The 20523-nt window shown below is 61.3% G+C and carries 23 protein-coding genes and 1 tRNA gene; 13 read left to right on the forward strand and 11 right to left on the reverse strand.

Annotation, left to right across the window (positions count from 1 at the left end):
* Positions 1 to 13: 13 nt before the first annotated feature.
* Complete coding sequence (locus ACFWYE_RS17790) at positions 14 to 1414, forward strand: lipopolysaccharide biosynthesis protein (RefSeq protein WP_379073275.1); 1401 nt, start codon at positions 14 to 16, stop codon at positions 1412 to 1414.
* Positions 1414 to 2697 (forward strand): GNAT family N-acetyltransferase, encoded by a 1284-nt coding sequence (locus ACFWYE_RS17795; protein ID WP_379066315.1) that lies wholly within the window; start codon positions 1414 to 1416, stop codon positions 2695 to 2697. Before ACFWYE_RS17790 ends, ACFWYE_RS17795 begins: the two co-directional genes overlap by 1 nt.
* Positions 2698 to 3110: 413 nt before the next feature.
* Here the strand turns inward: ACFWYE_RS17795 and ACFWYE_RS17800 are convergent.
* Positions 3111 to 3195, reverse strand: a tRNA-Leu gene (locus tag ACFWYE_RS17800).
* 198 nt (positions 3196 to 3393) lie between these two features.
* On the opposite strand from ACFWYE_RS17800, the gene ACFWYE_RS17805 reads away from it, so the two are divergent.
* Both ACFWYE_RS17805 and ACFWYE_RS17810 read left to right on the forward strand, forming a co-directional pair.
* Positions 3394 to 3981: a YqaA family protein gene (locus ACFWYE_RS17805; protein WP_129412958.1), complete on the forward strand. Its 588-nt coding sequence runs from the start codon at positions 3394 to 3396 to the stop codon at positions 3979 to 3981.
* Between the two features lie 31 nt (positions 3982 to 4012).
* Complete coding sequence (locus ACFWYE_RS17810) at positions 4013 to 4528, forward strand: disulfide bond formation protein B (protein WP_379113202.1); 516 nt, start codon at positions 4013 to 4015, stop codon at positions 4526 to 4528.
* Positions 4529 to 4542: 14 nt separating this feature from the next.
* On the opposite strand, the gene ACFWYE_RS17815 is transcribed toward ACFWYE_RS17810, so the two are convergent.
* Entirely contained in the window at positions 4543 to 5100 is a 558-nt protein-coding gene (locus tag ACFWYE_RS17815; protein ID WP_129412956.1) for an HNH endonuclease, read from the reverse strand.
* A gap of 128 nt (positions 5101 to 5228) precedes the next feature.
* Positions 5229 to 5870, reverse strand: coding sequence for a DNA-3-methyladenine glycosylase family protein (locus ACFWYE_RS17820; RefSeq protein WP_379066311.1), 642 nt, complete (start codon positions 5868 to 5870; stop codon positions 5229 to 5231).
* Positions 5871 to 5942: 72 nt separating this feature from the next.
* On the opposite strand from ACFWYE_RS17820, the gene gluQRS reads away from it, so the two are divergent.
* Together gluQRS and ACFWYE_RS17830 are read left to right on the forward strand one after the other, a co-directional pair.
* Complete coding sequence (gene gluQRS, locus ACFWYE_RS17825; protein ID WP_379066309.1) at positions 5943 to 6818, forward strand: tRNA glutamyl-Q(34) synthetase GluQRS; 876 nt, start codon at positions 5943 to 5945, stop codon at positions 6816 to 6818.
* 119 nt (positions 6819 to 6937) lie between these two features.
* Positions 6938 to 7825, forward strand: a complete 888-nt coding sequence (locus tag ACFWYE_RS17830) for a DMT family transporter (protein WP_379066307.1) — start codon at positions 6938 to 6940, stop codon at positions 7823 to 7825.
* On the opposite strand, the gene ACFWYE_RS17835 is transcribed toward ACFWYE_RS17830, so the two are convergent.
* A complete protein-coding gene (locus ACFWYE_RS17835) occupies positions 7795 to 8646 on the reverse strand; it encodes a YihY/virulence factor BrkB family protein (protein WP_379066305.1) in 852 nt (283 codons plus the stop codon). The genes ACFWYE_RS17830 and ACFWYE_RS17835 overlap by 31 nt on opposite strands.
* A gap of 56 nt (positions 8647 to 8702) precedes the next feature.
* Between ACFWYE_RS17835 and ACFWYE_RS17840 the strand changes: the two genes are divergently transcribed.
* From ACFWYE_RS17840 to ACFWYE_RS17870, 7 genes are all read left to right on the forward strand, one after another.
* Positions 8703 to 9569 (forward strand): SDR family oxidoreductase, encoded by an 867-nt coding sequence (locus ACFWYE_RS17840; protein ID WP_379113204.1) that lies wholly within the window; start codon positions 8703 to 8705, stop codon positions 9567 to 9569.
* Between the two features lie 17 nt (positions 9570 to 9586).
* Positions 9587 to 9778, forward strand: coding sequence for a twin transmembrane helix small protein (locus ACFWYE_RS17845; protein ID WP_129412950.1), 192 nt, complete (start codon positions 9587 to 9589; stop codon positions 9776 to 9778).
* Positions 9779 to 9812: 34 nt separating this feature from the next.
* Positions 9813 to 10394, forward strand: a complete 582-nt coding sequence (locus tag ACFWYE_RS17850) for a cob(I)yrinic acid a,c-diamide adenosyltransferase (RefSeq protein WP_379066301.1) — start codon at positions 9813 to 9815, stop codon at positions 10392 to 10394.
* A 36-nt stretch (positions 10395 to 10430) separates the two neighbouring features.
* Positions 10431 to 11210 carry a rhomboid family intramembrane serine protease gene (locus ACFWYE_RS17855; protein WP_379113206.1) on the forward strand — a complete coding sequence of 260 codons (780 nt, stop codon included), beginning with the start codon at positions 10431 to 10433 and terminating at the stop codon, positions 11208 to 11210.
* Positions 11211 to 11455: 245 nt separating this feature from the next.
* Positions 11456 to 12205, forward strand: a complete 750-nt coding sequence (locus ACFWYE_RS17860) for an electron transfer flavoprotein subunit beta/FixA family protein (protein WP_379113208.1) — start codon at positions 11456 to 11458, stop codon at positions 12203 to 12205.
* A 24-nt stretch (positions 12206 to 12229) separates the two neighbouring features.
* On the forward strand, positions 12230 to 13159 hold the full coding sequence (locus ACFWYE_RS17865) for an electron transfer flavoprotein subunit alpha/FixB family protein (protein ID WP_379113210.1): 930 nt from the start codon (positions 12230 to 12232) through the stop codon (positions 13157 to 13159).
* 111 nt (positions 13160 to 13270) lie between these two features.
* A complete protein-coding gene (locus ACFWYE_RS17870) occupies positions 13271 to 14152 on the forward strand; it encodes a 3-hydroxybutyryl-CoA dehydrogenase (protein ID WP_054313649.1) in 882 nt (293 codons plus the stop codon).
* Between the two features lie 120 nt (positions 14153 to 14272).
* Here the strand turns inward: ACFWYE_RS17870 and ACFWYE_RS17875 are convergent, their stop codons facing one another.
* The 7 genes from ACFWYE_RS17875 to ACFWYE_RS17905 form a co-directional block, all read right to left on the reverse strand.
* On the reverse strand, positions 14273 to 16528 hold the full coding sequence (locus ACFWYE_RS17875) for a diguanylate cyclase domain-containing protein (RefSeq protein ID WP_379113212.1): 2256 nt from the start codon (positions 16526 to 16528) through the stop codon (positions 14273 to 14275).
* 154 nt (positions 16529 to 16682) lie between these two features.
* Positions 16683 to 17321: an NrsF family protein gene (locus ACFWYE_RS17880; protein ID WP_379113214.1), complete on the reverse strand. Its 639-nt coding sequence runs from the start codon at positions 17319 to 17321 to the stop codon at positions 16683 to 16685.
* A 1-nt stretch (position 17322) separates the two neighbouring features.
* Positions 17323 to 17859, reverse strand: a complete 537-nt coding sequence (locus ACFWYE_RS17885) for a sigma-70 family RNA polymerase sigma factor (RefSeq protein ID WP_379066292.1) — start codon at positions 17857 to 17859, stop codon at positions 17323 to 17325.
* Positions 17860 to 17959: 100 nt separating this feature from the next.
* Positions 17960 to 18259 carry a GNAT family N-acetyltransferase gene (locus tag ACFWYE_RS17890; protein ID WP_379113216.1) on the reverse strand — a complete coding sequence of 100 codons (300 nt, stop codon included), beginning with the start codon at positions 18257 to 18259 and terminating at the stop codon, positions 17960 to 17962.
* A gap of 2 nt (positions 18260 to 18261) precedes the next feature.
* Complete coding sequence (locus ACFWYE_RS17895; RefSeq protein ID WP_379066287.1) at positions 18262 to 18885, reverse strand: alpha/beta hydrolase; 624 nt, start codon at positions 18883 to 18885, stop codon at positions 18262 to 18264.
* Between the two features lie 60 nt (positions 18886 to 18945).
* The gene (locus tag ACFWYE_RS17900) at positions 18946 to 19878 is read right to left on the reverse strand and encodes a VOC family protein (RefSeq protein WP_379113218.1); all 933 of its coding nucleotides are present in this window, start codon (positions 19876 to 19878) and stop codon (positions 18946 to 18948) included.
* A 149-nt stretch (positions 19879 to 20027) separates the two neighbouring features.
* The gene (locus ACFWYE_RS17905; RefSeq protein WP_379113220.1) at positions 20028 to 20516 is read right to left on the reverse strand and encodes a hypothetical protein; all 489 of its coding nucleotides are present in this window, start codon (positions 20514 to 20516) and stop codon (positions 20028 to 20030) included.
* Positions 20517 to 20523 lie beyond the last annotated feature (7 nt).

Consider the following 20523-nt stretch of genomic DNA (forward strand, 5'->3'; position numbering starts at 1 on the left):
CCTGGAGTATCGCGTGCGCTTTTCTGCAGCCACGACAGCCGAGCGGCTTCTGCCGCAGCGCCTGGCGCTGCGTGCACGGCCTCTGCTCGGCAAGCTCGATGCGCTCCTCTTTTCGTCCGATGAACGTGGGCAAGCAGGACGCATCTCGCTGATCGCCTTCGCCATCCGCGTGATCAGCGCCGTCATCGCCTTTGTCAGCCAGGTGCTGATGGCTCGCTGGATGGGCTCCTTCGAGTACGGCATTCTGGTACTGGTCTGGACGACGATGGTGATCGTCGGCAACCTGTCCTGCCTCGGCTTTCACACCTCTGTCATCCGCTTCATTCCCGAGTTTCGCGAGCATGGCAAGCTTGACGAACTGCGCGGCATCCTGCTGGCCAGCCGGATTTTCGTACTGGTTGCGTCGACCCTCATTGCACTGATCGGTATCGCCGGAGTCTGGCTGTTTTCCGGCTGGCTCGAAAACTATTATGTGGTGCCGTTCATCCTTGGCATCTTCTGCCTGCCGATGATCGCGATGTCCGACTTGCTCCAGGGCATCGCCCGGGCCCATTCCTGGACACTTTCGGCCCTCTCGCTCGTCTACATCGTCCGCCCGATCGCGATCCTTGCCTGCATGGGGCTTGCGCTGTTGATCGGCATGCCGGCGGATGCCAGGACTGCCTTGATCGCCTCGATCGTCGCCACCTATGCCACCACCATCTTCCAGTTGATCGAGATCACCGCGCGCACCGATGCACGCGTACCCTCCGGCCCCAGAGCCATCCATATGCGCGACTGGATCGCCGTATCCCTGCCGATCTTCCTGGTGGAGAGTTTCTTTTTTCTGCTCACCAATGCCGACGTTCTGATGGTTGGCTTCTATCTGCAACCCGACGATGTCGCCGTCTACTTCGCCACGGTGAAGACGCTGGCACTGGTGCATTTCGTCTATTTCGCCGTCAAGGCCGGTGTCGCGCAACGCTATGCCCACTATACCCATGGCGACAGGGAAAAACTCGCCACCTTTGCCCGAGAAACGGTTTCGTGGACCTTCTGGCCATCGCTGCTGATGGCGCTTGTGGTTCTTCTTCTCGGCAAGCCGATGCTGATCCTGTTCGGGCCGGAATTCACCAGCGGCTACCCGCTGCTGTTCCTGCTGGTCTGTGGCGTCGTTGCCCGCGCAGCTGTCGGCCCCTGCGAGAGCCTGCTCACCATGAGTGGCCATCAGAATATCTGCGCTGCCGTTTTCGCAGTGACGCTGGCCCTCAACATTGCACTCAATGTGGTGCTGATCCCGACCTTCCATCTCTGGGGGGCCGCGCTGGCCACGGCGCTCGCCATGGTGTTCGAGGCTGTCGCCCTGTCGTTCACGGTCTGGCGCAAGCTCGGCATCACAATGGCTATCTTCATTCCCGCCAGAGGAGCCGCCTGATGGCCGCCGTCCCACTGATCGAGGAAACCAGTGGTGGTCCCGCCGGGACCCTGATGACTGGTTTGGCTGGTGTCGTTGCCGATGCCGCCCACCTTGCCGAGATCGAATTGCTGGCTTCCAGCCGGCCGGAACGGACGCTCGCCGTCTATCCGGCTTCGGCGGGTTTCGATCTGGTCGAGGAACTCGACTATCTGTGCAACCGGACCGTCGAGCCCAACGTCTTCTTCAACCCGCGTTTCCTGGCACCGGCAATGCCACGCCTTGAAGACCGGGAAGTGCGGCTCGCCGTGATCCGCGACGGTAACGAACATCGCAGCCGGCTGCGGCTCCTGGTGCCTTTTTCAGTCGAGCGGCCCGGCATTCCGCTGGCGGCCCCCATCATGCGAACCTGGGCAAGTCCATTCGGCCCCGTCGGCACCCCGCTGGTCGACCGGGACGATCCCATCGGCGTGATCGAAGATTTCTTCGCGATGCTGTCACGACCGCATCTGAAGCTTCCCAAGGTCTTTGCCCTGCCCGACATGCGCCTCGATGGCCCGATGGCCAGCCTGCTGCGGGCGCTCGCCGAGGCACGCAACCTGCCATTGGTGATCACGGGCGAAACGCAGCGTCCATTCCTGCAAAGCAAGCTTGATGGTGAGGCCTACCTCAAGCAATCCCTGCGCTCACACCACTACCGCGAGTTCCGCCGCCTGAAACGACGGCTTGGCGAAACCGGAAAATTGCAGCACGAAGTGGCGCGTGGGCCGGAAGAGATCCGGCAGGCAATCGAGAATTTCCTGACGCTGGAAGCGTCCGGCTGGAAAGGGCGCGAGCGCACGGCCATGGCCATAGATCGCTTTCGCGCCGCCTTCGCCCGCGAAGCGGTGCATCGCCTCGCCGAGCAGGACATGTGCCGTATCCATGCGCTGACATTGGATGGCCGCACCATTGCCAGCCTCATCGTCTTTGTCGAAGCCGGCCACGCCTATACGTGGAAGACTGCCTATGATGAGACGCTGGCCTCGTTCTCACCAGGCACGCTGCTGATGATCGAGGTGACCAAGCAGCACCTCGACGATCCCAACATCATCATGACCGATTCATGCGCGGTGCCCGACCATCCCGTCATGAGCCGCTTGTGGATGGAACGCAGGCCGGTCGGTACTTTCGTGATCGGCCTTACGCCGGACGCCGACAAGGCGACAAGGCAGGCCGCTTCCCATCTGCACCTCTATCGCGAGACCCGTAACTTCGCCCGGTTGCTGCGCAACAGGGTGAGGAGCCTGTTCAGCCGCAACTGAATTGAAGACGGACCGGCTGTCGACATTCCCGCGCGGCAAACCATGGCGAGCTTCGACCGCCCGCCTGAGATTTTTACTGCCCATACTTTAGTTTAATCTAAACTATTGATATGTATCATCTTTTCAAAGTTTTCATTCCTAACGCCGTCCGAATGGAGTACACAGGAACTACGGTAGGACGAAGGCACGTCGTGTTACCGTAGCCCGCTTGCCACACCCCCCAACCCCACCCCGGCAAGCGGGCTCGTTGGGGCTGCGAAGTCACCCGAAACGATGGCCCGGATCGGTTTGGGGCGCCGGTAGCCAGCGCATCGTGGCCGGGCGCACTCGAACTCGAAGGATGTGCAAGGACGACCGTGCGTCGGCCGTCCCATCGGAGCCGTGAGCGAAGCGAACTGGCATGAGATAAAGTTTGGTGCCCCTAGCCGGGATCGAACCAGCACTCCTTGCGGAACTCGATTTTGAGTCGAGCGCGTCTACCAATTCCGCCATAGGGGCCCCGGACCGGGCGGTCCAGATGGGCGCGGACTATACGGTCGCGCACTGGTTCGTCAACTGGCGCAATGCATCCGGCAACTGAAATTGCCACAAACCTCCAGCCCACCAGGTGCGACCTTTCGGTTTCGTGAAGCCTCCGGCCATTGTGTGGCCAAGAAATTCTTTCTAGAGCATGACGCTGACCAAGAAGGGGGCTGCATGCTTCGCGGACTTTACGACTGGACACTGTCGCTTGCGGCCAGGAAATCGGCCGAGTGGTGGCTGGCCTTCATCGCTTTCGTCGAGAGCTCGGTCTTCCTGGTGCCGGCAGACGTGCTTTACCTGCCCATGGCGCTTTCCCGCCCCGACCGCGCCTACCGCTACGCGCTCGTCGCCACCATCGCTTCCGTCCTCGGCGGCGTTGCCGGCTGGTTCATCGGCCACTATGCCTATGAAGCCGTGGCCAAGCCGGTGCTGGAATTCTACGGCAAGTACGACGAATTCGAAGCGCTGCGCACCTCGTCCGGTATCGGCTTCATCATCCTGATGCTGATCACGTCGGGAGCCGCGCATCTGCCGCCGATCAAGGTGGTAACGATCCTCTCCGGCGTCATCGGCGTGAACCTGCTGCTGTTCATCGTGCTCGCCATCGTGGCGCGCGGCGGCCGCTTCCTGCTGCTTGCCTGGCTGCTGCGCCGCTACGGCGAACCGATCCGTGACTTCATCGAGAAGCGGCTCGGCCTGCTGGCCGGGGCCGCTGCCGTCATCCTCATTCTGCTTTATTTCGCGGCCAAATACGCCCTCTAGGCGACAGCCGCCGATACCAGGAGCAAACCAGATGTCCGAAGCGACGACGCCCACTCAACGCGCTCCGATGCTTACCGCCGCGTTCCTGACAGTGGCCATGGCCGCCACGGTCGGTTCAGCGCTCGCCTTCCAGTACATAGGCGGCTACATCCCCTGCAAGCTCTGCTACGAGCAGCGCATCCCCTACTACGTCGGTGCACCACTTATGCTGCTTGCGGTTCTGGCGGCGGTCTTCAAGCTGCCGGCCTGGATCACTCGCGCCCTGCTGATCGTCGGCGGCCTGCTCATGGTCTACGGCCTCTATCTCGGCGTATTCCATTCCGGCGTCGAATGGGGCTGGTGGCCAGGCCCGACCGATTGCACCAACGTCGCCGGCCCGGTCGACACCGGCGGCAACGGCGTGCTCGATGCGCTTGACAAGTTCGTGCCGCCTTCCTGCGACAAGGCCGCTTTGCGCATCCTCGGGCTGTCCCTGGCCGGCTGGAATGCCATTGCCAGCGTGATCCTGGCGGCAGTTGCCTTCCGCGGGGCTTTCAAGCGCGTTTGAAAAGATAGCGGGCCTTACGGCTCCAGTTCCACATCCCAGTAAAGATAGTCCATCCAGCTTTCGTGCAGATGGTTGGGTGGGAAGAGACGGCCATTGTTGTGCAGGTCGTGCACAGTCGGCTGGTAGGGCTTCTGCAGCGGCCACATCTTGGCCTGGGAAGGCATCATGCCGCCTTTGCGCAGATTGCAGGGAGAACAGGCGGCGACCACATTTTCCCACGTCGTCGCACCGCCGCGATGACGCGGGACCACGTGGTCGAAGGTGAGATCCTCCGGCGTCCCGCAATACTGGCACTGGAAGCGGTCGCGCAGGAAGACGTTGAAACGCGTGAAGGCCGGGTAGCGCGAAGGCTTCACATAAGCCTTGAGACTGACGACGGACGGCAGCTTCATCGAAAAATTCGGCGAGGAGACCGCGTGCTCGTATTCGGCGACGATATTGACGCGATCGAGGAACACCGCCTTGATCGCATCCTGCCAGGACCAGAGCGAAAGCGGGTAATAGCTGAGCGGACGATAATCCGCATTCAGCACCAGTGCTGGAAGCCCATCCGGAGATACGGCAACCGTCACGTTGTTTGCCTCCTTCGTTCCCGAACCGAACGACGCGGATACTGTAAGCCCGACATGACAGGGATGTGAAGCGGGAAGCCGTGCCGAACACCCCTCAAAAGAGCATGATTTTTAAGCTTTTTTGCGGCTCAGACCGGTGGAGCGGCGTCCCTGCCCTTCAATTCCCTGTAATAGGACCAGAAAAGTCGCGCCGCGACACCTCTCCAGGGCGCCCATGATTCGGCCAGGAGGATGAGCCTTTTCTCGGCCGGACGCGGGTCGATCGACAATGCGTGGCCGACCGCGCTCTGCAGCGCGACGTCCCGCGCAGGAAACACATCCGGATGCCCTGCAGCGAACAGCAGGTAGCATTCCGCCGTCCATGGACCGATGCCCGGAACAGCCGTCAATGTGGTGATTGCTTCGCCGGCTTCCAGGGAACAGAGATGATGCAGGTCGAGGCCGTCCGCGACTGCGCCAGCGACAGCGAGCAGCCCACGCTGCTTGGGCCGTGACAATCCGGCCTCGCGAAAGACGTCTTCACCTGCACCCAGGATGGCGTCAGCCGTCAGCGGATCCAGCAACCTGGTCAGTCGGCCGAAAATGGCGTCGGCGCTGGCGCGCGATACCTGTTGCGAAACGATGATCGAGGCGAGGCTGGCAAAACCGGGTTCCGAAAGCCGCAGCGGCACGTCGCCGGCAAAGGCACGCACCGTTTCCAGGCGCGGATCGATGCCGCACAAGGCATCCAGGCCCGCGGCGATGTCATTGAGAGAGGTGATACGCTGCATGTTCCTTGTCCGGGAGAGGCCGGCAAGGTAGCAATCCGGCTAACGCTTGCAAAACCCGATTGCCGCCGATCGATGACACTCCTGACATTTCGTTTCGCCCCCAGCCCGAATGGCGACCTGCATCTTGGCCACGCCTACTCGGCGCTGCTCAACCAGCAACTGGCGAACGACAATCGAGCACGCCTTTTGCTGCGCATCGAAGACATCGATACCACGCGCTGCACACCGGAATTCGAGACCGGCATCTTCCGTGATCTCGAATGGCTTGGCGTACGCTGGGAGGAACCGGTGCGACGGCAGTCGCAGCATTTCGACGAATACCAGGCAGCCCTTGAAAGGCTGATCGCCGAAGACCTCGTCTACCCTGCCTTCATGAGCCGCGGCGATATCCGCGCGTTCATCAGCGACCGCGAACGGCGCGGGCGCGACTGGCCACGCGATCCGGATGGCGCACCACTCTATCCGGCACTAGACAAGGCTTTGTCCCGGAAGGAGCGCAAGGCGCGCATTGCCGAAGGGATACCTTTCGCCTGGCGCCTCGACGTTGCGGCCGCGCTGTCTCGGGTCGGTGGTGATCTCTCCTGGACGGAATTCGAAAACACGAGCCTGTCGACGGCCCGTCATATCCCGGCAAAGCCGCAGGACTGGGGAGACGTCGTGCTGGCGCGTCGGGACATTCCGACCAGCTACCATCTGTCCGTCGTGCTCGATGATGCCCTGCAAGGCGTCACCCATGTCGTGCGCGGCATGGACCTGTTCCACGCAACGGCCGTGCAGAGACTGTTGCAGGAACTGCTCGGCCTGCCGCGACCCGCCTATTTCCACCACCGGCTGATCCTGGGTCCGGACGGACGCAAACTCTCGAAGAGCATCAAGGACACGGGACTCGCCGCACTGCGTACCGACGGTGCGACGGTTGAGGCCATTCGCAATATGATTGGCCTATAGGACCGCTCCGCCAGCAGCTTCAATTCGCGTTACTTTAAAAGTAAGCGATTTTGGCTTTGCCCGGCCCGGTTAGCAGGCTAGAGCGGCACATTCCTCATCAGAAAGCGATCGGTCCTTCCATGCACGAGCTCAAGCGGTTCATTCCCGCCACTTTCGTCGTGCTGTGGGCAACCGGTTTCATCGGCGCACGCTACGCGATGCCGTGGGCCGAGCCATTCACCTTCCTGGCCATCCGTTTTGCCATCGCCGCGGCGCTGTTCGCCGTACTGATCGTGTTCCTCAAGGCGCCGTGGCCGAACCGTACGCAGGCCCAGCACGCTGTCATCGCCGGCATTCTCATGCACGGCATCTATCTCGGAGCGGTCTTCTGGGCGATCCACCGTGGTCTTCCTGCCGGCATCTCGGCGCTGATCGTCGGCCTGCAGCCGCTGATCACCGCGGTCATGGCCGGCAAACTTCTCGGTGAGGAAATCCAGCCCCGACACTGGGCTGGCCTGGCAATCGGTTTCGTCGGCGTCGTCACCGTTTTGTGGCCCAAGCTCGGTGCCTTGGGCGGCGGCGTCACGGCGGCCACGCTCACGGCCTCCGTCATCTCGGTCATTGCCATGAGCGCCGGCACCGTCTGGCAGAAACGTTTCGGATCATCCGGCAACCTCGTCGCGTCGACCTTCTGGCAGTATGTCGGCGGCACGGCCGTGATGGTGATCGCGAGCTTCGTCTTCGAGACCCGCGTCTTCACCGTCAATGGCGACTTCATCTTCGCCATGGCCTGGCTCGTTCTGGTGCTGTCGGTCGGCGCCATCTTCCTGCTGATGGTGATGATCCGCGAGGGAGCGATGTCGAAGGTCGCGTCGCTGTTCTACCTGGTTCCCGCGGTGACCGCAGTGATGGCCTGGGTCCTTTTCGGTGAACATCTGAACCTGGTCCAGATCGTCGGCATGGCCATCACCACCTTCGGTGTCGGGCTGGCCACGGCTCAGCCGACGCGGGCGCGTGCTTCGGCGTAGCGGCTGATGGCGGCATTGAGTTCTCCGCCCAGAATGAAGACCACCGAGACGATATAGAGGAAAACCACGGCGATCATGATCGAGGCTAGGCCGGCATAGGTCGTCACATAGGACGAGAAATGGTCGAGGTATGAGGCGAAGATCGTCGACCCGATCAGCCAGCCGATCAGTGTGAAGCCGATGCCTGGAAGGATCGACACGATGCTGCGCCGCCCCATCGGCAGCCAGATGTGCACGGCAAAGAGCGCGAACACGATGACCGCCGAAGCGATGACGAACCGCCACAGCGTGATCGTGCCCATATAGGGGCCGATCCAGTGGAAATGCGCCTCCGCCAGACGTGCGATCAACGGTGCGAAAACCAGCAGAAGACTGATGGCCAGGAAGCCGACGGCGGCGATCAGCACGAAGACGATGCTCTGTGTGCGACGGAAGAAGATCGAACGTGTCTCCGTCATGCGATAGGCCCGGTTCAAGGAAGTGCGCACCGCCTCGATGCCGTTGGAGGCGAAGAAACCGGCGAGCAGCACGCCGTAGGTGAGAAGGTCCGTTCGCCGGACCGTCAGTACGTTGATGACCTCCCGCGCGATCGGCTTGGCAATCTGCTCCGGCCAGGTGTCGAACAACAGTGGCACGATCGTCTCGACGAAAGCCTGCGCGCCAAGGAAACTCGCCAGCGAGGTGGCAAAGATCAGGAATGGAAACAGCGCCATCAGCGAGGTAATCGCCAGGTGACTGGCCATCGCCCAGCCGTCGTCATTGTTGAAATGGCCGGCCGCATCGTAGAGCACGCGGCGGAGGGCGACGATGGTACGCAGCAACGATAGTGTTCCTCCAGTTGTTTCCAGGCGGCGAATATGGGAAGTGATTGCGGCAAATGGCAAGCCTCGCCGCATCTTCCAGCACGTCATCGCAAGCGCCGCGCACGATCATCGTCACCGGCGCATCGTCGGGCATTGGCGCCCATTGCGTGCGAGCCTTGAAGGCAGACGGCTGGCGCGTGTTCGCCACGGCCCGCAAATCGCAAGACATTGCAGCACTGGAAGCCGACGGCATCGAGGCCTTCTATCTCGACTATCGCGAACCGGAGTCGATCAGGATCCTGGTCGAGGCCGTGCTCGAACGCAGCGGCGGCCGGCTTGACGCACTCTACAACAACGGCGCCTACGCCCAGCCCGGCGCGGTCGAGGACCTGCCCGTCGAAGCGCTGCGTGAACAGTTCGAAGCCAATCTGTTCGGCTGGCATGATCTCACCCGCCGGATCGTGCCTCTGATGCGCACCCAGGGTCATGGCCGCATCGTTCACTGCTCTTCTATCCTCGGCCTTACGCCGGTGCCGTTTCGCGGAGCCTATGCGTCGTCCAAACACGCGCTGGAGGGATTGATGCTGTGCCTGCGTCAGGAACTGGAAGGCAGTGGCGTCCACGTCTCGCTGATTGAACCCGGCCCAATTGCCTCGAAGTTTGCAAGCAACGGCCTGCCCTGGTTCCTGAAGCATATCGATCATGAGAATTCGGTGCACCGCGCGGCCTATCAGGCGCAATTGCAGCGGCTCAAACAGGGCGGAATCCGCTCGCCCTACAAGCTCGGACCGGAAGCCGTCTACAAAGTGCTGACCCATGCGCTTCTGTCGCAACGCCCCCGGCCCCACTATGTGGTAACGATGCCGGCCAGAATCGGGGTAGTGCTGAAACGCCTGTTGCCGGCTTCAATGCTCTACCGCATCCTCGCCAAGCGCGCTTGAACGGAACGGAATACGCCATGGGCACTGTTTTCAACATCCTCGCCATCGTCGTGATGGTGGCCGTGGTCGCGGTGCTGATCCGCGGCCTCGTCAACATGATGCGGGGCGGTTCGGGCGTCACCTCGAACAAACTGATGCAGGCGCGCGTGCTGCTGCAGTTCCTGGCGCTGGTCCTGATCATGCTCGCGGTCTACTTCACGCGCAAATAGCCCAAACAGGCTCAGGGCGGGCGAGAGGACACGCATGGTCAAGCTCAACAAGATCTACACCCGCACCGGCGATGCCGGCACTACAGGGCTCGGGACCGGTGCTAGGCGGCTGAAATCCGACCTGCGCATCGAGGCGTGCGGGACGGTGGACGAGGCCAATGCCTGCATCGGCCTGGCACGCCTGCACACGGCTGTAGCCCACCCTGCGATCGATGTGATGCTTGGCCGAGCCCAGAACGATCTGTTTGATCTGGGGGCCGATCTTTCCGTGCCGGACGATGGCAAGCCGCTGGAATACGAGCCGCTGCGCATCATTGCCTCGCAGGTCGAACGTGTCGAGACGGACATCGATCTGCTCAACAAGGACCTGCAGCCGCTGAAATCCTTTATCCTCAACGGCGGCACGCCCGCTGCTGCCGCCCTGCATCTCGCCCGAACGGTCACCCGCCGCGCCGAACGCGTCATGGTGGCGCTGGCCCAGAACCCGGACGAGCAGGTTGGCGCCGAGGCGCTCAAATACATCAACCGCCTGTCCGACTTCCTGTTCGTGGCCGCGCGCACGGTCAATGACAATGGAAAGTCCGACGTGTTATGGGTGCCGGGCAAGAACCGCTGATTTGGCGTCAGCGGACAAGGGGCGGAAACCGGCCACATGTTCATTCCGCTTTACGATTCCAATCACCTGCGCCGCATTCGCTATGCCTACGTCAATATCGCGCTGATTCTGTTCAACGTCGCGATCTATCTGGTCACGCGCGTCGGCGGCGATGACTATGCCGCGGGCGCCACGCTCAGCTACGGCTTCATCCCTTCCGTGGTCCACGACATCGCGGAACTGTCGCCGCAATTCATCGTCATCCCGGAACAGCTCAGCTATCTCACCTACTCTTTCCTCCATGCCGATATCTGGCACCTTGGCGGCAACATGCTGTTCCTTTGGGTGTTCGGCGACAATGTCGAAGATGCGCTCGGGCATGTCCGCTATCTGATCTTCTATCTTGCCTGCGCAGCCGGAGGTGCCTTCTTCCACGGCTTTGTGGCTCCAGGGTCCGAGCAACCGCTGATCGGCGCGTCGGGGGCCATCGCCGGCGTGGTGGCTGCTTATCTGATCCTCTATCCGCGCGTGAAGGTATGGGTGCTGGCCTTTGCCCGCATTCCGCTCAGATTGCCGGCCTATATCGTCCTGATCCTGTGGGTGCTGCTGCAGTTCGTCATGTTTGCGATGGGTGGCGACCAGCAGATATCGTGGGCCTGCCATATCGGCGGCATCGTGACGGGTGCCATCCTGGTGTTGGTACTGCGCAGCCGCGGCGTTCCCCTGTTGGAAAATGAAGAGGAAACCGCTCCGGCTGTCACCCCCGCCGAAACGGCCTCGCCTCCCCTCCCTGCCGCGGCGGAAACGAAGCCGGCATCACGTTGGGGCAGGCAGTAGATCGCTGCCTTTTCCCGTTGCGCCAGTATGGTTTCAACCGATTTGGACCTTTTGCCGATATTGACGCGGATAGCGCCCGCAACTACGGTCCGCGCGCCTGCGGCAGCCCTGTCAGCCACCGTCCAGGCGGCCGAAGCTGGCGGGCAAACTACAGAAATTGCGCCCGAAATGTCGGCATTCGACAACCCTGAGCGGGCCGGTACTGTTATAGCGCCCCGAATGCATCTTTGAGAGGTGAGAGACAGATGAAAGTCCTGGTGCCCGTGAAGCGGGTCGTCGATGCGAATGTGAAGGTTCGTGTGAAAGCGGACGGCTCGGGCGTGGAACTCGCCAATGTGAAAATGGCGATGAATCCGTTTGACGAGATCGCGGTCGAAGAAGCGATCCGCCTGAAGGAAGCGGGCAAGGTCGAGGAGATCATCGTGGTCTCGATCGGTCCGGCGCAGGCGCAGGAAACGCTGCGTACCGCTCTCGCCATGGGCGCCGATCGCGCGATCCTGGTCAAGGCCGATGAAGCCGTCGAGCCGCTTGGCGTCGCCAAGGTGCTGAAGGGCGTCGTCGATGCCGAACAGCCTGGCCTGGTCATTCTCGGCAAACAGGCGATCGACGACGATTCCAACCAGACCGGACAGATGCTGGCAGCTCTTCTCGGCTGGTCGCAGGGCACCTTCGCCTCGAAGGTGGAACTGGCCGGCGACAAGGCCAGGATCACCCGCGAAGTCGACGGCGGCCTGCAGACGATCGAACTCAAGATGCCGACCATCGTGACGGTTGACCTGCGCCTCAACCAGCCGCGTTACGCTTCGCTGCCCAACATCATGAAGGCCAAGAAGAAGCCGCTCGACGAAAAGACCGCGTCAGATTTCGGTGCCGACATCAAGCCGCGCCTCAAGGTCATCAAGACCGAGGAACCGGGCGGCCGCAAGGCGGGCGTCAAGCTCAAGACGGTTGCCGAGCTTGTCGACAAGCTCAAGAACGAAGCCGGCGTGCTTTAAGCGAAGCGGAAAGGGATCAACAACATGGCAATCCTCCTCATCGCCGAGCATGACAATGCCTCGCTCTCCGACCAGACCGCCAAGGCTTTGTCGGCTGCCCTCAAGATCGGCGCGGACGTCGACGTCCTGGTCGCCGGCAAGGGTGCGAAGGCAGCAGCCGACGCCGCCGCCAAGCTGAAGGGCGTCCGCAAGGTGCTTCTGGCTGAAGCCGATGAACTGGCCGAACGCCTCGCCGAGCCGACCGCCGCTCTCGTCGTCTCGCTGGCCGGCAACTACGACACCATCGTTGCAGCTGCCACCTCGACCGGCAAGAACGTCTCGCCGCGCGTCGCTGCACTGCTCGACGTTGCCCAGGTTTCGGAAATCATCGAGGTGATTTCGGCCGACACCTTCAAGCGCCCGATCTATGCCGGCAACGCCATCCAGACGGTGCAGGCAACCGACGGCAAGAAGGTGGTCACCGTGCGCACCGCCTCGTTCCAGGCCGCACCGGAAGGTGGCTCGGCTTCGGTTGAGGCTGTCTCGGCCGCCGCCAATCCCGGCCTCTCGACCTTCGTCGAGAACAAGCTGTCGGAAAGCGACCGTCCGGAGCTGACTTCGGCCAAGATCATCATCTCGGGCGGCCGCGCACTTGGTTCGGCCGAGAAGTTCCAGGAAGTCATCCTTCCCGTGGCCGACAAGCTGGGTGCCGCCGTCGGCGCCAGCCGCGCAGCGGTCGATGCCGGCTACGCTCCCAACGACTGGCAGGTCGGCCAGACCGGCAAGGTGGTGGCGCCAGACCTCTACATCGCCTGCGGCATCTCGGGCGCCATCCAGCATCTCGCCGGCATGAAGGACTCCAAGGTCATCGTCGCCATCAACAAGGACGAGGAAGCGCCGATCTTCCAGGTTGCCGACTACGGTATCGTCGGCGACCTCTTCCAGGTGCTGCCTGAACTCCAGAAGGCGCTTTGACGCTCTTTCTGGATCGGTATTAAATGTGATGGCCGGGGTAGACGAAACCTACCCCGGCCATTTAGTTTGCATTGCACAAAACCAAGAAGAAGCATTGGCGGGATAAAAAAAATGACCGGCAAGATCGAAACGATCGGCATTATCGGCGCAGGCCAGATGGGAGGCGGTATTGCCCACGTCTCGGCATTGGCCGGCTACAACGTCCTGCTGTACGATGTCTCCGTCGACCGTATCGAGAAGGGGATCGCCACGATCAGCGGCAACCTGGCCCGTCAGGTCGCGTCCGGCAAGCTCGACGAAAAGGAACGCAAGGACGCCGTCTCACGCATCGGTTCCGCCGCGGCCATGGCCGATCTCGCCGCCGCGGACCTGGTCATCGAGGCAGCCACCGAAGACGAGACGGTGAAGCGCAAAATCTACGCGCAGCTTTGCCCGCAGCTCAACCCGACAGCCGTACTTGCCACCAACACCTCTTCGATCTCCATTACCCGCCTCGCCGCCCAGACCGATCGGCCGGAGCGGTTCATCGGCATCCACTTCATGAACCCCGTGCCGGTCATGAAACTGGTCGAACTGGTGCGCGGCATCGCGACCGAGGACCAGACCTTCGAGTTGGCCAAGGCCTATGTGAAGCAGCTCGACAAGACGATCACCGTCTCCGAGGATTTCCCGGCCTTCATCGTCAATCGCATCCTGTTGCCGATGATCAACGAGGCCATCTACACGCTCTATGAAGGCGTAGGCACGGTCGAGGCCATCGACACCGCCATGAAGCTCGGCGCCAACCACCCGATGGGACCGCTGCAACTCGCCGATTTCATCGGCCTCGACACCTGTCTGTCGATCATGCAGGTGCTGCACGAAGGTCTGTCGGACTCCAAATATCGCCCCTGTCCGCTGCTCGTGAAATATGTCGAGGCTGGCTGGCTCGGACGCAAGTCCGGCCGCGGCTTTTACGACTATCGAGGCGAACATCCGGTGCCGACGCGCTAGCGCAATTCCAGGCAACGGTTTCCGTCCGGAATTGCGTAAAAACAAAGAGTTAGAGTGTTTCCGACTTGCGGGTGTTTCGCGTCTGTTCGGTCGCGCCGGTAGGCCAGCGCTTCCGCAGCTTCAGGTCCCAGTCGCCACCCTTGTCATCGGGATCGCAACACCTGCTTCCGAACCAGGTAGCGCCACGAAAGCGCAATTGCGGCCGGCCGCTTTGGCCGCATAGCAGGCAGCATCAGCCCTCGCGATAATCTCGTTGGCCTCGCCGGAATCGGCTGCAATCGACGTGAGGCCGATGCTGGAGGACACACGATGCGTCTGGCCTTCCCAGGTGAATTCCAGCGCGCTCACAGCATCGAGAACCGCCAAAGCTGCCCTCTCGCCCTCGACAAGGGAAGGCGACATCAGCACGGCCGAAAATTCGTCGCCACCAAACCTGGCCACGATATCCGCCGGGGCCAGGGCCGATTTGATCGTCGAGGCCACTTTCTGCAACAATGCATCACCGGCTGCGTGGCCGCTGGTATCATTGACCGGCTTGAAGTGATCGAGATCGATGAACATCAGCTGGTAGTGGGATGCGTCCTTTCTGGCCTTGTCGAGCAGATCTTCCACCGTCCGTATGAAGCTGGGGCGATTGGCCAGGCCGGTCAGGGCATCGTGGGTTGCGGCATAAGCGAGTTGCCGCTGCAATGTGCGTGCATCGGTGAAATCCTGGAAGACGATGACGGAACCGCTGAACTCATTCAGTTCGTTCAGGATCGGCGATACCATCTGACGGATGCTGAATCGTGTGCCGTCGTTGCGGGTAAGAAGTGCGCGGCTGTTCTGTTCGGTTCGTTCCAGCCTGTTATCGGCCAGATGCGGTTCGTCGAGCCGACGTCCCGTTTCCTCATCCACGGCGCGATAGACGAAGCCAAGCGGCTTGCCGAGCGAAGCAATGCTGGTGGTTCCCGTCAGCTTTTCCGCAACGGGGTTCATGAACGTGATGCGGTTTTCGGCATCGGTACCGATGACGGCATCGCCGATAGACTGCAGCATGACGCGCAGCCGCTCCTTCTCGTCGGCAAGAAGGGCTGCCGAAACCATCAATCGCTCTTCGGCCTCCTTGCGCTCGGTGATATCGGTCATCGATCCGATCGCCCGCGCTACCGCCCCGTCGGGCTCTCGTTCGATCGCCTTGCCGTGATCCTCCACCCAGATCCAGCGCCCGCTCTTGTGTCGCATGCGGTACTCAAGTTTGTATTCGAGCGTACGTCCTTCCATGTGGTCTCGATCGGCAGCAGCCATGCGCGCAACGTCGTCGGGATGCGCGAGCTCGAGCCAAAGGTCTGGGTCATTGCCCAGTTCATGTTCTTCATAGCCGAGCATGTGCTTCCACGTCGCCGAGTAGTGAACGGTGTTGTTGCGCATGTCGGCGTCCCAGACGCCTTGCCCAGCGCTGGCAAGAGCGAAATTCCAACGTGTTTCCGCTTCGGCAAGACGCGCATGGTCTTCGCTGATCTGCTTGATGAACAGGCCGACCAGAAACGGAGTGGAAACGATGATGGCGACCGAGACCTGGAAGCCGTCGCTCAACATCTCAACGCCGCCATTGATGCCCGGCATGAAGCCGCTCATCGCCACGGCAACACATGTAACTCCCGTCACACCACAAACGAGCGCCAATTCGAGATGAGCCAGTCTTGGCGCGATAACCATCAAGGGCAGCATTGCCAGCGCGAACGGGAAGCGGCTCTGGCTGAGTGCCAGATAAGCGAGGCCAGCACAGATTGCCGCCATGACCACCACGCGCAGCACGGCTTGCGGTTTGAGTACCGCCGCGACCTCCGACCGCGACGCATACATCAGCAGTGGCAAGAGAAACGCGAAGCCCAGCGCATTGCCGGAGAGAAACGTCCAGGCGGTGGGCACAACTGGCCAGCCATGCAGAAAATACGTGACCCCCGCAAAAGCCAGGCCGGTAATCGCATCAGTCAGCACTGCAGTCAGAAAAAGAATGAGCGAAAACGCGCGGGCCGATACGTCGGTTTTCACCGGCAAACCACCAGCGAAACGATCGACCAACCAGAGCGATAGTGCGGTGTGGCCACCATTGATGACGGCAAACAGTGCGCCCATCATCCAGGATGAGCCGAAGGCGACATTCGAAGCCAGAGTGGCGACCGCGATGGCCGCATAGTCGATCCAGCTGGCTGCGTACCGGCGTCTGGCCAGCATCACGAAAGCGAACGCCGAAGCCAGCCAGATCGTGGCAACGCCGTCGCCAACCCGCGACAGCAGGATCGAAACCACCGCTGCTAACCAGAACCCCAAGCCCAGCACAATCGCTGACAGATACTTGCCCGGAGCACGTCCCTCGTACTGGTGAAACGTCACAACGTTATCTACCTAGGCGCATCCCTTCACCTACACTATGGAGTATCTCATTTAAGCAATGATTGCATAGAGGGCGCGTCCACCATTTAAAGGTGTAGTGAAGCAACTGGGCAACAGTCTGTATCTATAAGATTTTGCTGTTTTATCTCCCGCTTTACCAACGCAGGATAAAGCGCCCCGCAATCGCTCCGATGCCGCCCAGGGCAGCAATGGCCAGACTGTACCACGTTGCCACGAAAAGCGGGGAGTCGTCCGTGCAGTGCGCGGCATAAAACGTAGCCGCCAAAGCGCCTGCCAGCAATCCCGCGACCGCGCCTGACAGTGCCGGCCTCGTGGGAGCAGCCTGTTTCAGGGCAACCAGGAGAGCTGCAAGAGGAACAAGACCGATCAATGGGATGAACGACAGGCAAATCATCATATTGTTGCCTACGAGACGTTTGCCCCAGTCGCTCGACGGCATCGCAAACAATTCAAGCACGACGGCGGCTGCCATAAGGAGCGGCGCGACCAGCAGCCAGCGGCCATATCTGCCTGCCGGCGCCCCAGGCATTGCCAGCATCCGCAGCGCCAGAAAAGCCGTGATTGCCAGGGTGATCGTGAAGACGAACTTGAACAGGAAGCGGATCGTCTGCATCGCCTGCATGAAATCAGGCCGCATGCCGATGGTCATGAAGAACACGGCAGCGGCGGCAACCGCCGCAAATGCCAGCACCGCAAGCCACATCCTGCCAAGCGGCATGGCCGTCGTTTTGACATCAGCGCCCAATGTCTTGATCAATTCGTCCGTCTTCATCTCAGCCTCGCGCGAACCGCTTTGCGATGGCCGCCAGCCCACGATGCAGCGCCACCCGCACCGCCGTCTCGTTCATGCCAAGCTTTTTCGCCGTCTCACCAATCGAATGGCCATCGACGGAAATCGATGACACCACCGAACGCTGCCCTGGAGGCAGACTGTCGAGCGCTCGACCTATGTCGCGCTCGCTGACCGTTTCCTGTTCCGGTTCGGCCAGCGTCTCGGCAAAATCATCCACAGCCACCTCGATGCGCCGACCGCGGCGACGAAAAGCGTCGATCAGTTTGAAGCGGGCGATGGCGTAGATCCACGGCAGGATCGGCGCATCCTGACGCCAGGTGTGCCGCTTGAGATGAATGGCCAGCAAAGTCTCCTGCACGACATCCTCGGGATCGACACCGCCTTGCACGATCTTACGCCGCGCAAAGCCGCGAACGATCGCTGCGGTTCCGCGCAGGAACTCGGCATAGGCTTTCTCGTCACCTGCGGTTGCCGCCCGCATCAATCGGGCAAGCTCGGCTTCATTCAGGCCCGCCACAGGCACCACTCCTGGAGTGTTCGCATCGACATGGCGATTTGTTACGCGACAGAGATCTCAAATCCACGTCAAAATTCGTTGAGGCGAACGATATGGGGGCTTATGTGGCAAGAACATCAGCCCATTCAGCATGTCGACGAAACTGCGCTGCCGCGAATGGGCAAAGCGGAATGATCTTCTTTTGCGAAGCGCGCGCATCTTCAACGGCTCGTGTCACAAGCCTGAGACCTGCACCCTGCCCACGAAATGCATCCGGAACCTCGGTGTGGTCGATGATGATCCTGTGTTCACCGACCTTGGTGAAAGTCATCTCGGCTTCGGCGCCATCAGGGCCACGCAGGACATAGCGACCCTTGGAGCCATGATCTTCGAGTTCGACCTCGGGCAACGCATCGACCATGGCTATGCTCCTTTCACTGGTTCGGCGGCCAAGAGCCGTCTCGCCGCTTCGATCTCATTCGGCCGCACCTCGTGGCCGCCGTCGTGCCATTCCACTGTGACATCGGCACCTGCCGCGCGCAAATAGGCGTCGAGCCGGCTGGTGAGGTTTGGTGGACAGATGGGATCGCGTCGGCCGGCGGTGATGAGGATGTGGCTCTCTGCGAGACTACCGTTCACCTGCGGCTCGAACGGGATCAGCGGGTGCATCAACACCGCGGCATCGAACAGCTTCGGCTGCTCGAAGACCAGCGACGCCAGGATGTTTGCACCATTGGAATAACCCAGCCCGAACACCGTCGATGGCTGCACTGCCGAGATATGCGACTGGACGAAATCGGCCATCTTGGCGGTCGCCCGGACCAGATCGTCCATATCGTAGACACCTTCGCCGGTGCGGCGAAAAAACCGCGCGGCGCCGAGCTCCGACACATCGCCACGGGGCGATACGATCGTCGCGGTTGGCAGCAGTTCACGCCCGAAGGCCAGAAACTGGCGCTCATCTCCGCCTGTTCCATGGAAAACGAACAGGATCGGGCTGCGTGGAGCGCCCGGCAGGATTTCATGGATATAAGAACTACGCGACATTCTGACCTCCTTGTCCACATTTCGGCGATACCCGCCGCGACAGCGGCGGGTATCATTCCTTCAGCTCTCCAGAGACTGCAGATGTTTCTCGAGATAAGGCCGCAGGTGCTGGTGCTGCGCAGGCAGCTTCAACGCCTCGCCGAGATGCACGGTATCTTCATCCCTGTCGAAACCGGGTTCGTTGGTCGCCACTTCGAACAGCACACCGCCGGGGGTACGGAAATAGATCGCCCAGAAATAGTCACGGTCGATCACCGGTGTCACCTGATAGCCGGTATCCATCAGCGCCTTGCGAACTTCGAGTTGCGCGGCGCGGTCCTCGACGGCAAAGGCAACGTGATGCACTGACCCAGCGCCCAGCCCGGCGAAAGATGCTGCCGGCAGCGTTTCGATATCGATGACATCGGCGCCATTGCCGTTCTTCAGTGCCATCCTGGCTACATTGCCGGCACGGTCGACTTCTTCATAGCCCATGAACCTGAGCAGTTCTTCGGTGGCGCCGCCGTCCTTGAGCCGCATCGATACGGAATGAAATCCGCGGATCGCCGCGTCTCCCGGCACCCCACCCTTGAGCCAGGGATCCCGGCCGTCCGCCTTGTCTTCGACAAGCGCAAAGCCATCGCCGTCCGGTCCCTGGAACTTCAACCGTTTCTGGCCGAAAATCTCGTCGGCTGCGACGCCCGCAACGCCTTGATCCGCAAAATGCCGTTGCCAATAAGGCAGCGTATCTTCGGGTACGGAGAACACCGTGGTTCCAACCTCACCAACCCCCTGGCGACCCTTGCCGATATTCGGGAACGGGAAATAGGTCATCACTGAGCCGGGCGTGCCGAACTCGTCCGCGTAATAGAGATGATAGACGTCCGGTGCGTCGAAATTGACCGTCTTCTTGACCCTGCGCAGGCCAAGCTTGTGCGTGAAGAAATCATTGTTCTGGCGCGCATCCGCAGCCATCGAGGTGACATGATGCAGGCCTTTGATCTGGGTGAGCATGATTTTGCCCTTTCTGTCCGGCTCGGCCCCTTGGCCGCTCTCGACGCCAATATGAGCGTACGGCCGACACAGGCAAAGACAGCGAAGACAGAATGGACTGTGCTCTAATTGTGAACGATGGCGCAGCAATCGTTCACTCAAAGAGTAGATCAGGGTTTGGTTGAAACGTCGGGACTGGACGTTTCGTCTCCCGCTTCCCCTTGATCCGGTTTGGTCGAGTTTTCCCGATAGACAGCATAGGCAAGAAACGCCGCAAGCGGGCCGAGAAGTGCTCCGAGCCCCTCCTTGCTGCGCAGCAACTCAGGCAACGCAGCAATGCCTGCGGCGATTGCAAGTGCGGTGAGATCACTCTTACGACGCTCCGCGCGGCGACGCGCGCGCTTTTTCGCGGTCAAGCGGTAGACCAGGACGACGATCCCGGCAAACACGAGGAACACCGCCCCAAAAGCGAGCGCCGTATTGATCGCGCCAAATCGCGCCGCGGCCCAGAGATAGGCTGCCAGCAGCAGGAAGCTCGCACCAATCAAGGCTGCGAGAAGAGCGATCCCATACGCGATCGCAGCGCCACGGATATTCCGGGCGACGGTGCCTGCCTCGCCGGTGACAAGGCTTATCAGAAGGGAAGCCAGCGGTCCCACGTGCCGC

Source organism: Mesorhizobium sp. NPDC059025, assembly GCF_042739655.1.
Lineage (GTDB): Bacteria > Pseudomonadota > Alphaproteobacteria > Rhizobiales > Rhizobiaceae > Mesorhizobium.

What these genes read in the sequence shown, in the direction of transcription:
- ACFWYE_RS17820 (WP_379066311.1), bottom strand. Translation starts at nt 5,870, where the DNA reads ATGCAGCGTATCACCTCTCTCAATGACATCGCCGCGGGCCTGGATGCC.
- ACFWYE_RS17830 (WP_379066307.1), top strand. Translation starts at nt 6,938, where the DNA reads ATGCACGAGCTCAAGCGGTTCATTCCCGCCACTTTCGTCGTGCTGTGG.
- ACFWYE_RS17805 (WP_129412958.1), top strand. Translation starts at nt 3,394, where the DNA reads ATGCTTCGCGGACTTTACGACTGGACACTGTCGCTTGCGGCCAGGAAA.
- ACFWYE_RS17895 (WP_379066287.1), bottom strand. Translation starts at nt 18,885, where the DNA reads ATGTCGCGTAGTTCTTATATCCATGAAATCCTGCCGGGCGCTCCACGC.
- ACFWYE_RS17810 (WP_379113202.1), top strand. Translation starts at nt 4,013, where the DNA reads ATGTCCGAAGCGACGACGCCCACTCAACGCGCTCCGATGCTTACCGCC.
- ACFWYE_RS17865 (WP_379113210.1), top strand. Translation starts at nt 12,230, where the DNA reads ATGGCAATCCTCCTCATCGCCGAGCATGACAATGCCTCGCTCTCCGAC.
- ACFWYE_RS17890 (WP_379113216.1), bottom strand. Translation starts at nt 18,259, where the DNA reads ATGGTCGATGCGTTGCCCGAGGTCGAACTCGAAGATCATGGCTCCAAG.
- ACFWYE_RS17855 (WP_379113206.1), top strand. Translation starts at nt 10,431, where the DNA reads ATGTTCATTCCGCTTTACGATTCCAATCACCTGCGCCGCATTCGCTAT.
- ACFWYE_RS17900 (WP_379113218.1), bottom strand. Translation starts at nt 19,878, where the DNA reads ATGCTCACCCAGATCAAAGGCCTGCATCATGTCACCTCGATGGCTGCG.
- ACFWYE_RS17840 (WP_379113204.1), top strand. Translation starts at nt 8,703, where the DNA reads ATGGCAAGCCTCGCCGCATCTTCCAGCACGTCATCGCAAGCGCCGCGC.
- ACFWYE_RS17860 (WP_379113208.1), top strand. Translation starts at nt 11,456, where the DNA reads ATGAAAGTCCTGGTGCCCGTGAAGCGGGTCGTCGATGCGAATGTGAAG.
- ACFWYE_RS17845 (WP_129412950.1), top strand. Translation starts at nt 9,587, where the DNA reads ATGGGCACTGTTTTCAACATCCTCGCCATCGTCGTGATGGTGGCCGTG.
- ACFWYE_RS17795 (WP_379066315.1), top strand. Translation starts at nt 1,414, where the DNA reads ATGGCCGCCGTCCCACTGATCGAGGAAACCAGTGGTGGTCCCGCCGGG.
- ACFWYE_RS17850 (WP_379066301.1), top strand. Translation starts at nt 9,813, where the DNA reads ATGGTCAAGCTCAACAAGATCTACACCCGCACCGGCGATGCCGGCACT.
- gluQRS (WP_379066309.1), top strand. Translation starts at nt 5,943, where the DNA reads ATGACACTCCTGACATTTCGTTTCGCCCCCAGCCCGAATGGCGACCTG.
- ACFWYE_RS17880 (WP_379113214.1), bottom strand. Translation starts at nt 17,321, where the DNA reads ATGAAGACGGACGAATTGATCAAGACATTGGGCGCTGATGTCAAAACG.
- ACFWYE_RS17870 (WP_054313649.1), top strand. Translation starts at nt 13,271, where the DNA reads ATGACCGGCAAGATCGAAACGATCGGCATTATCGGCGCAGGCCAGATG.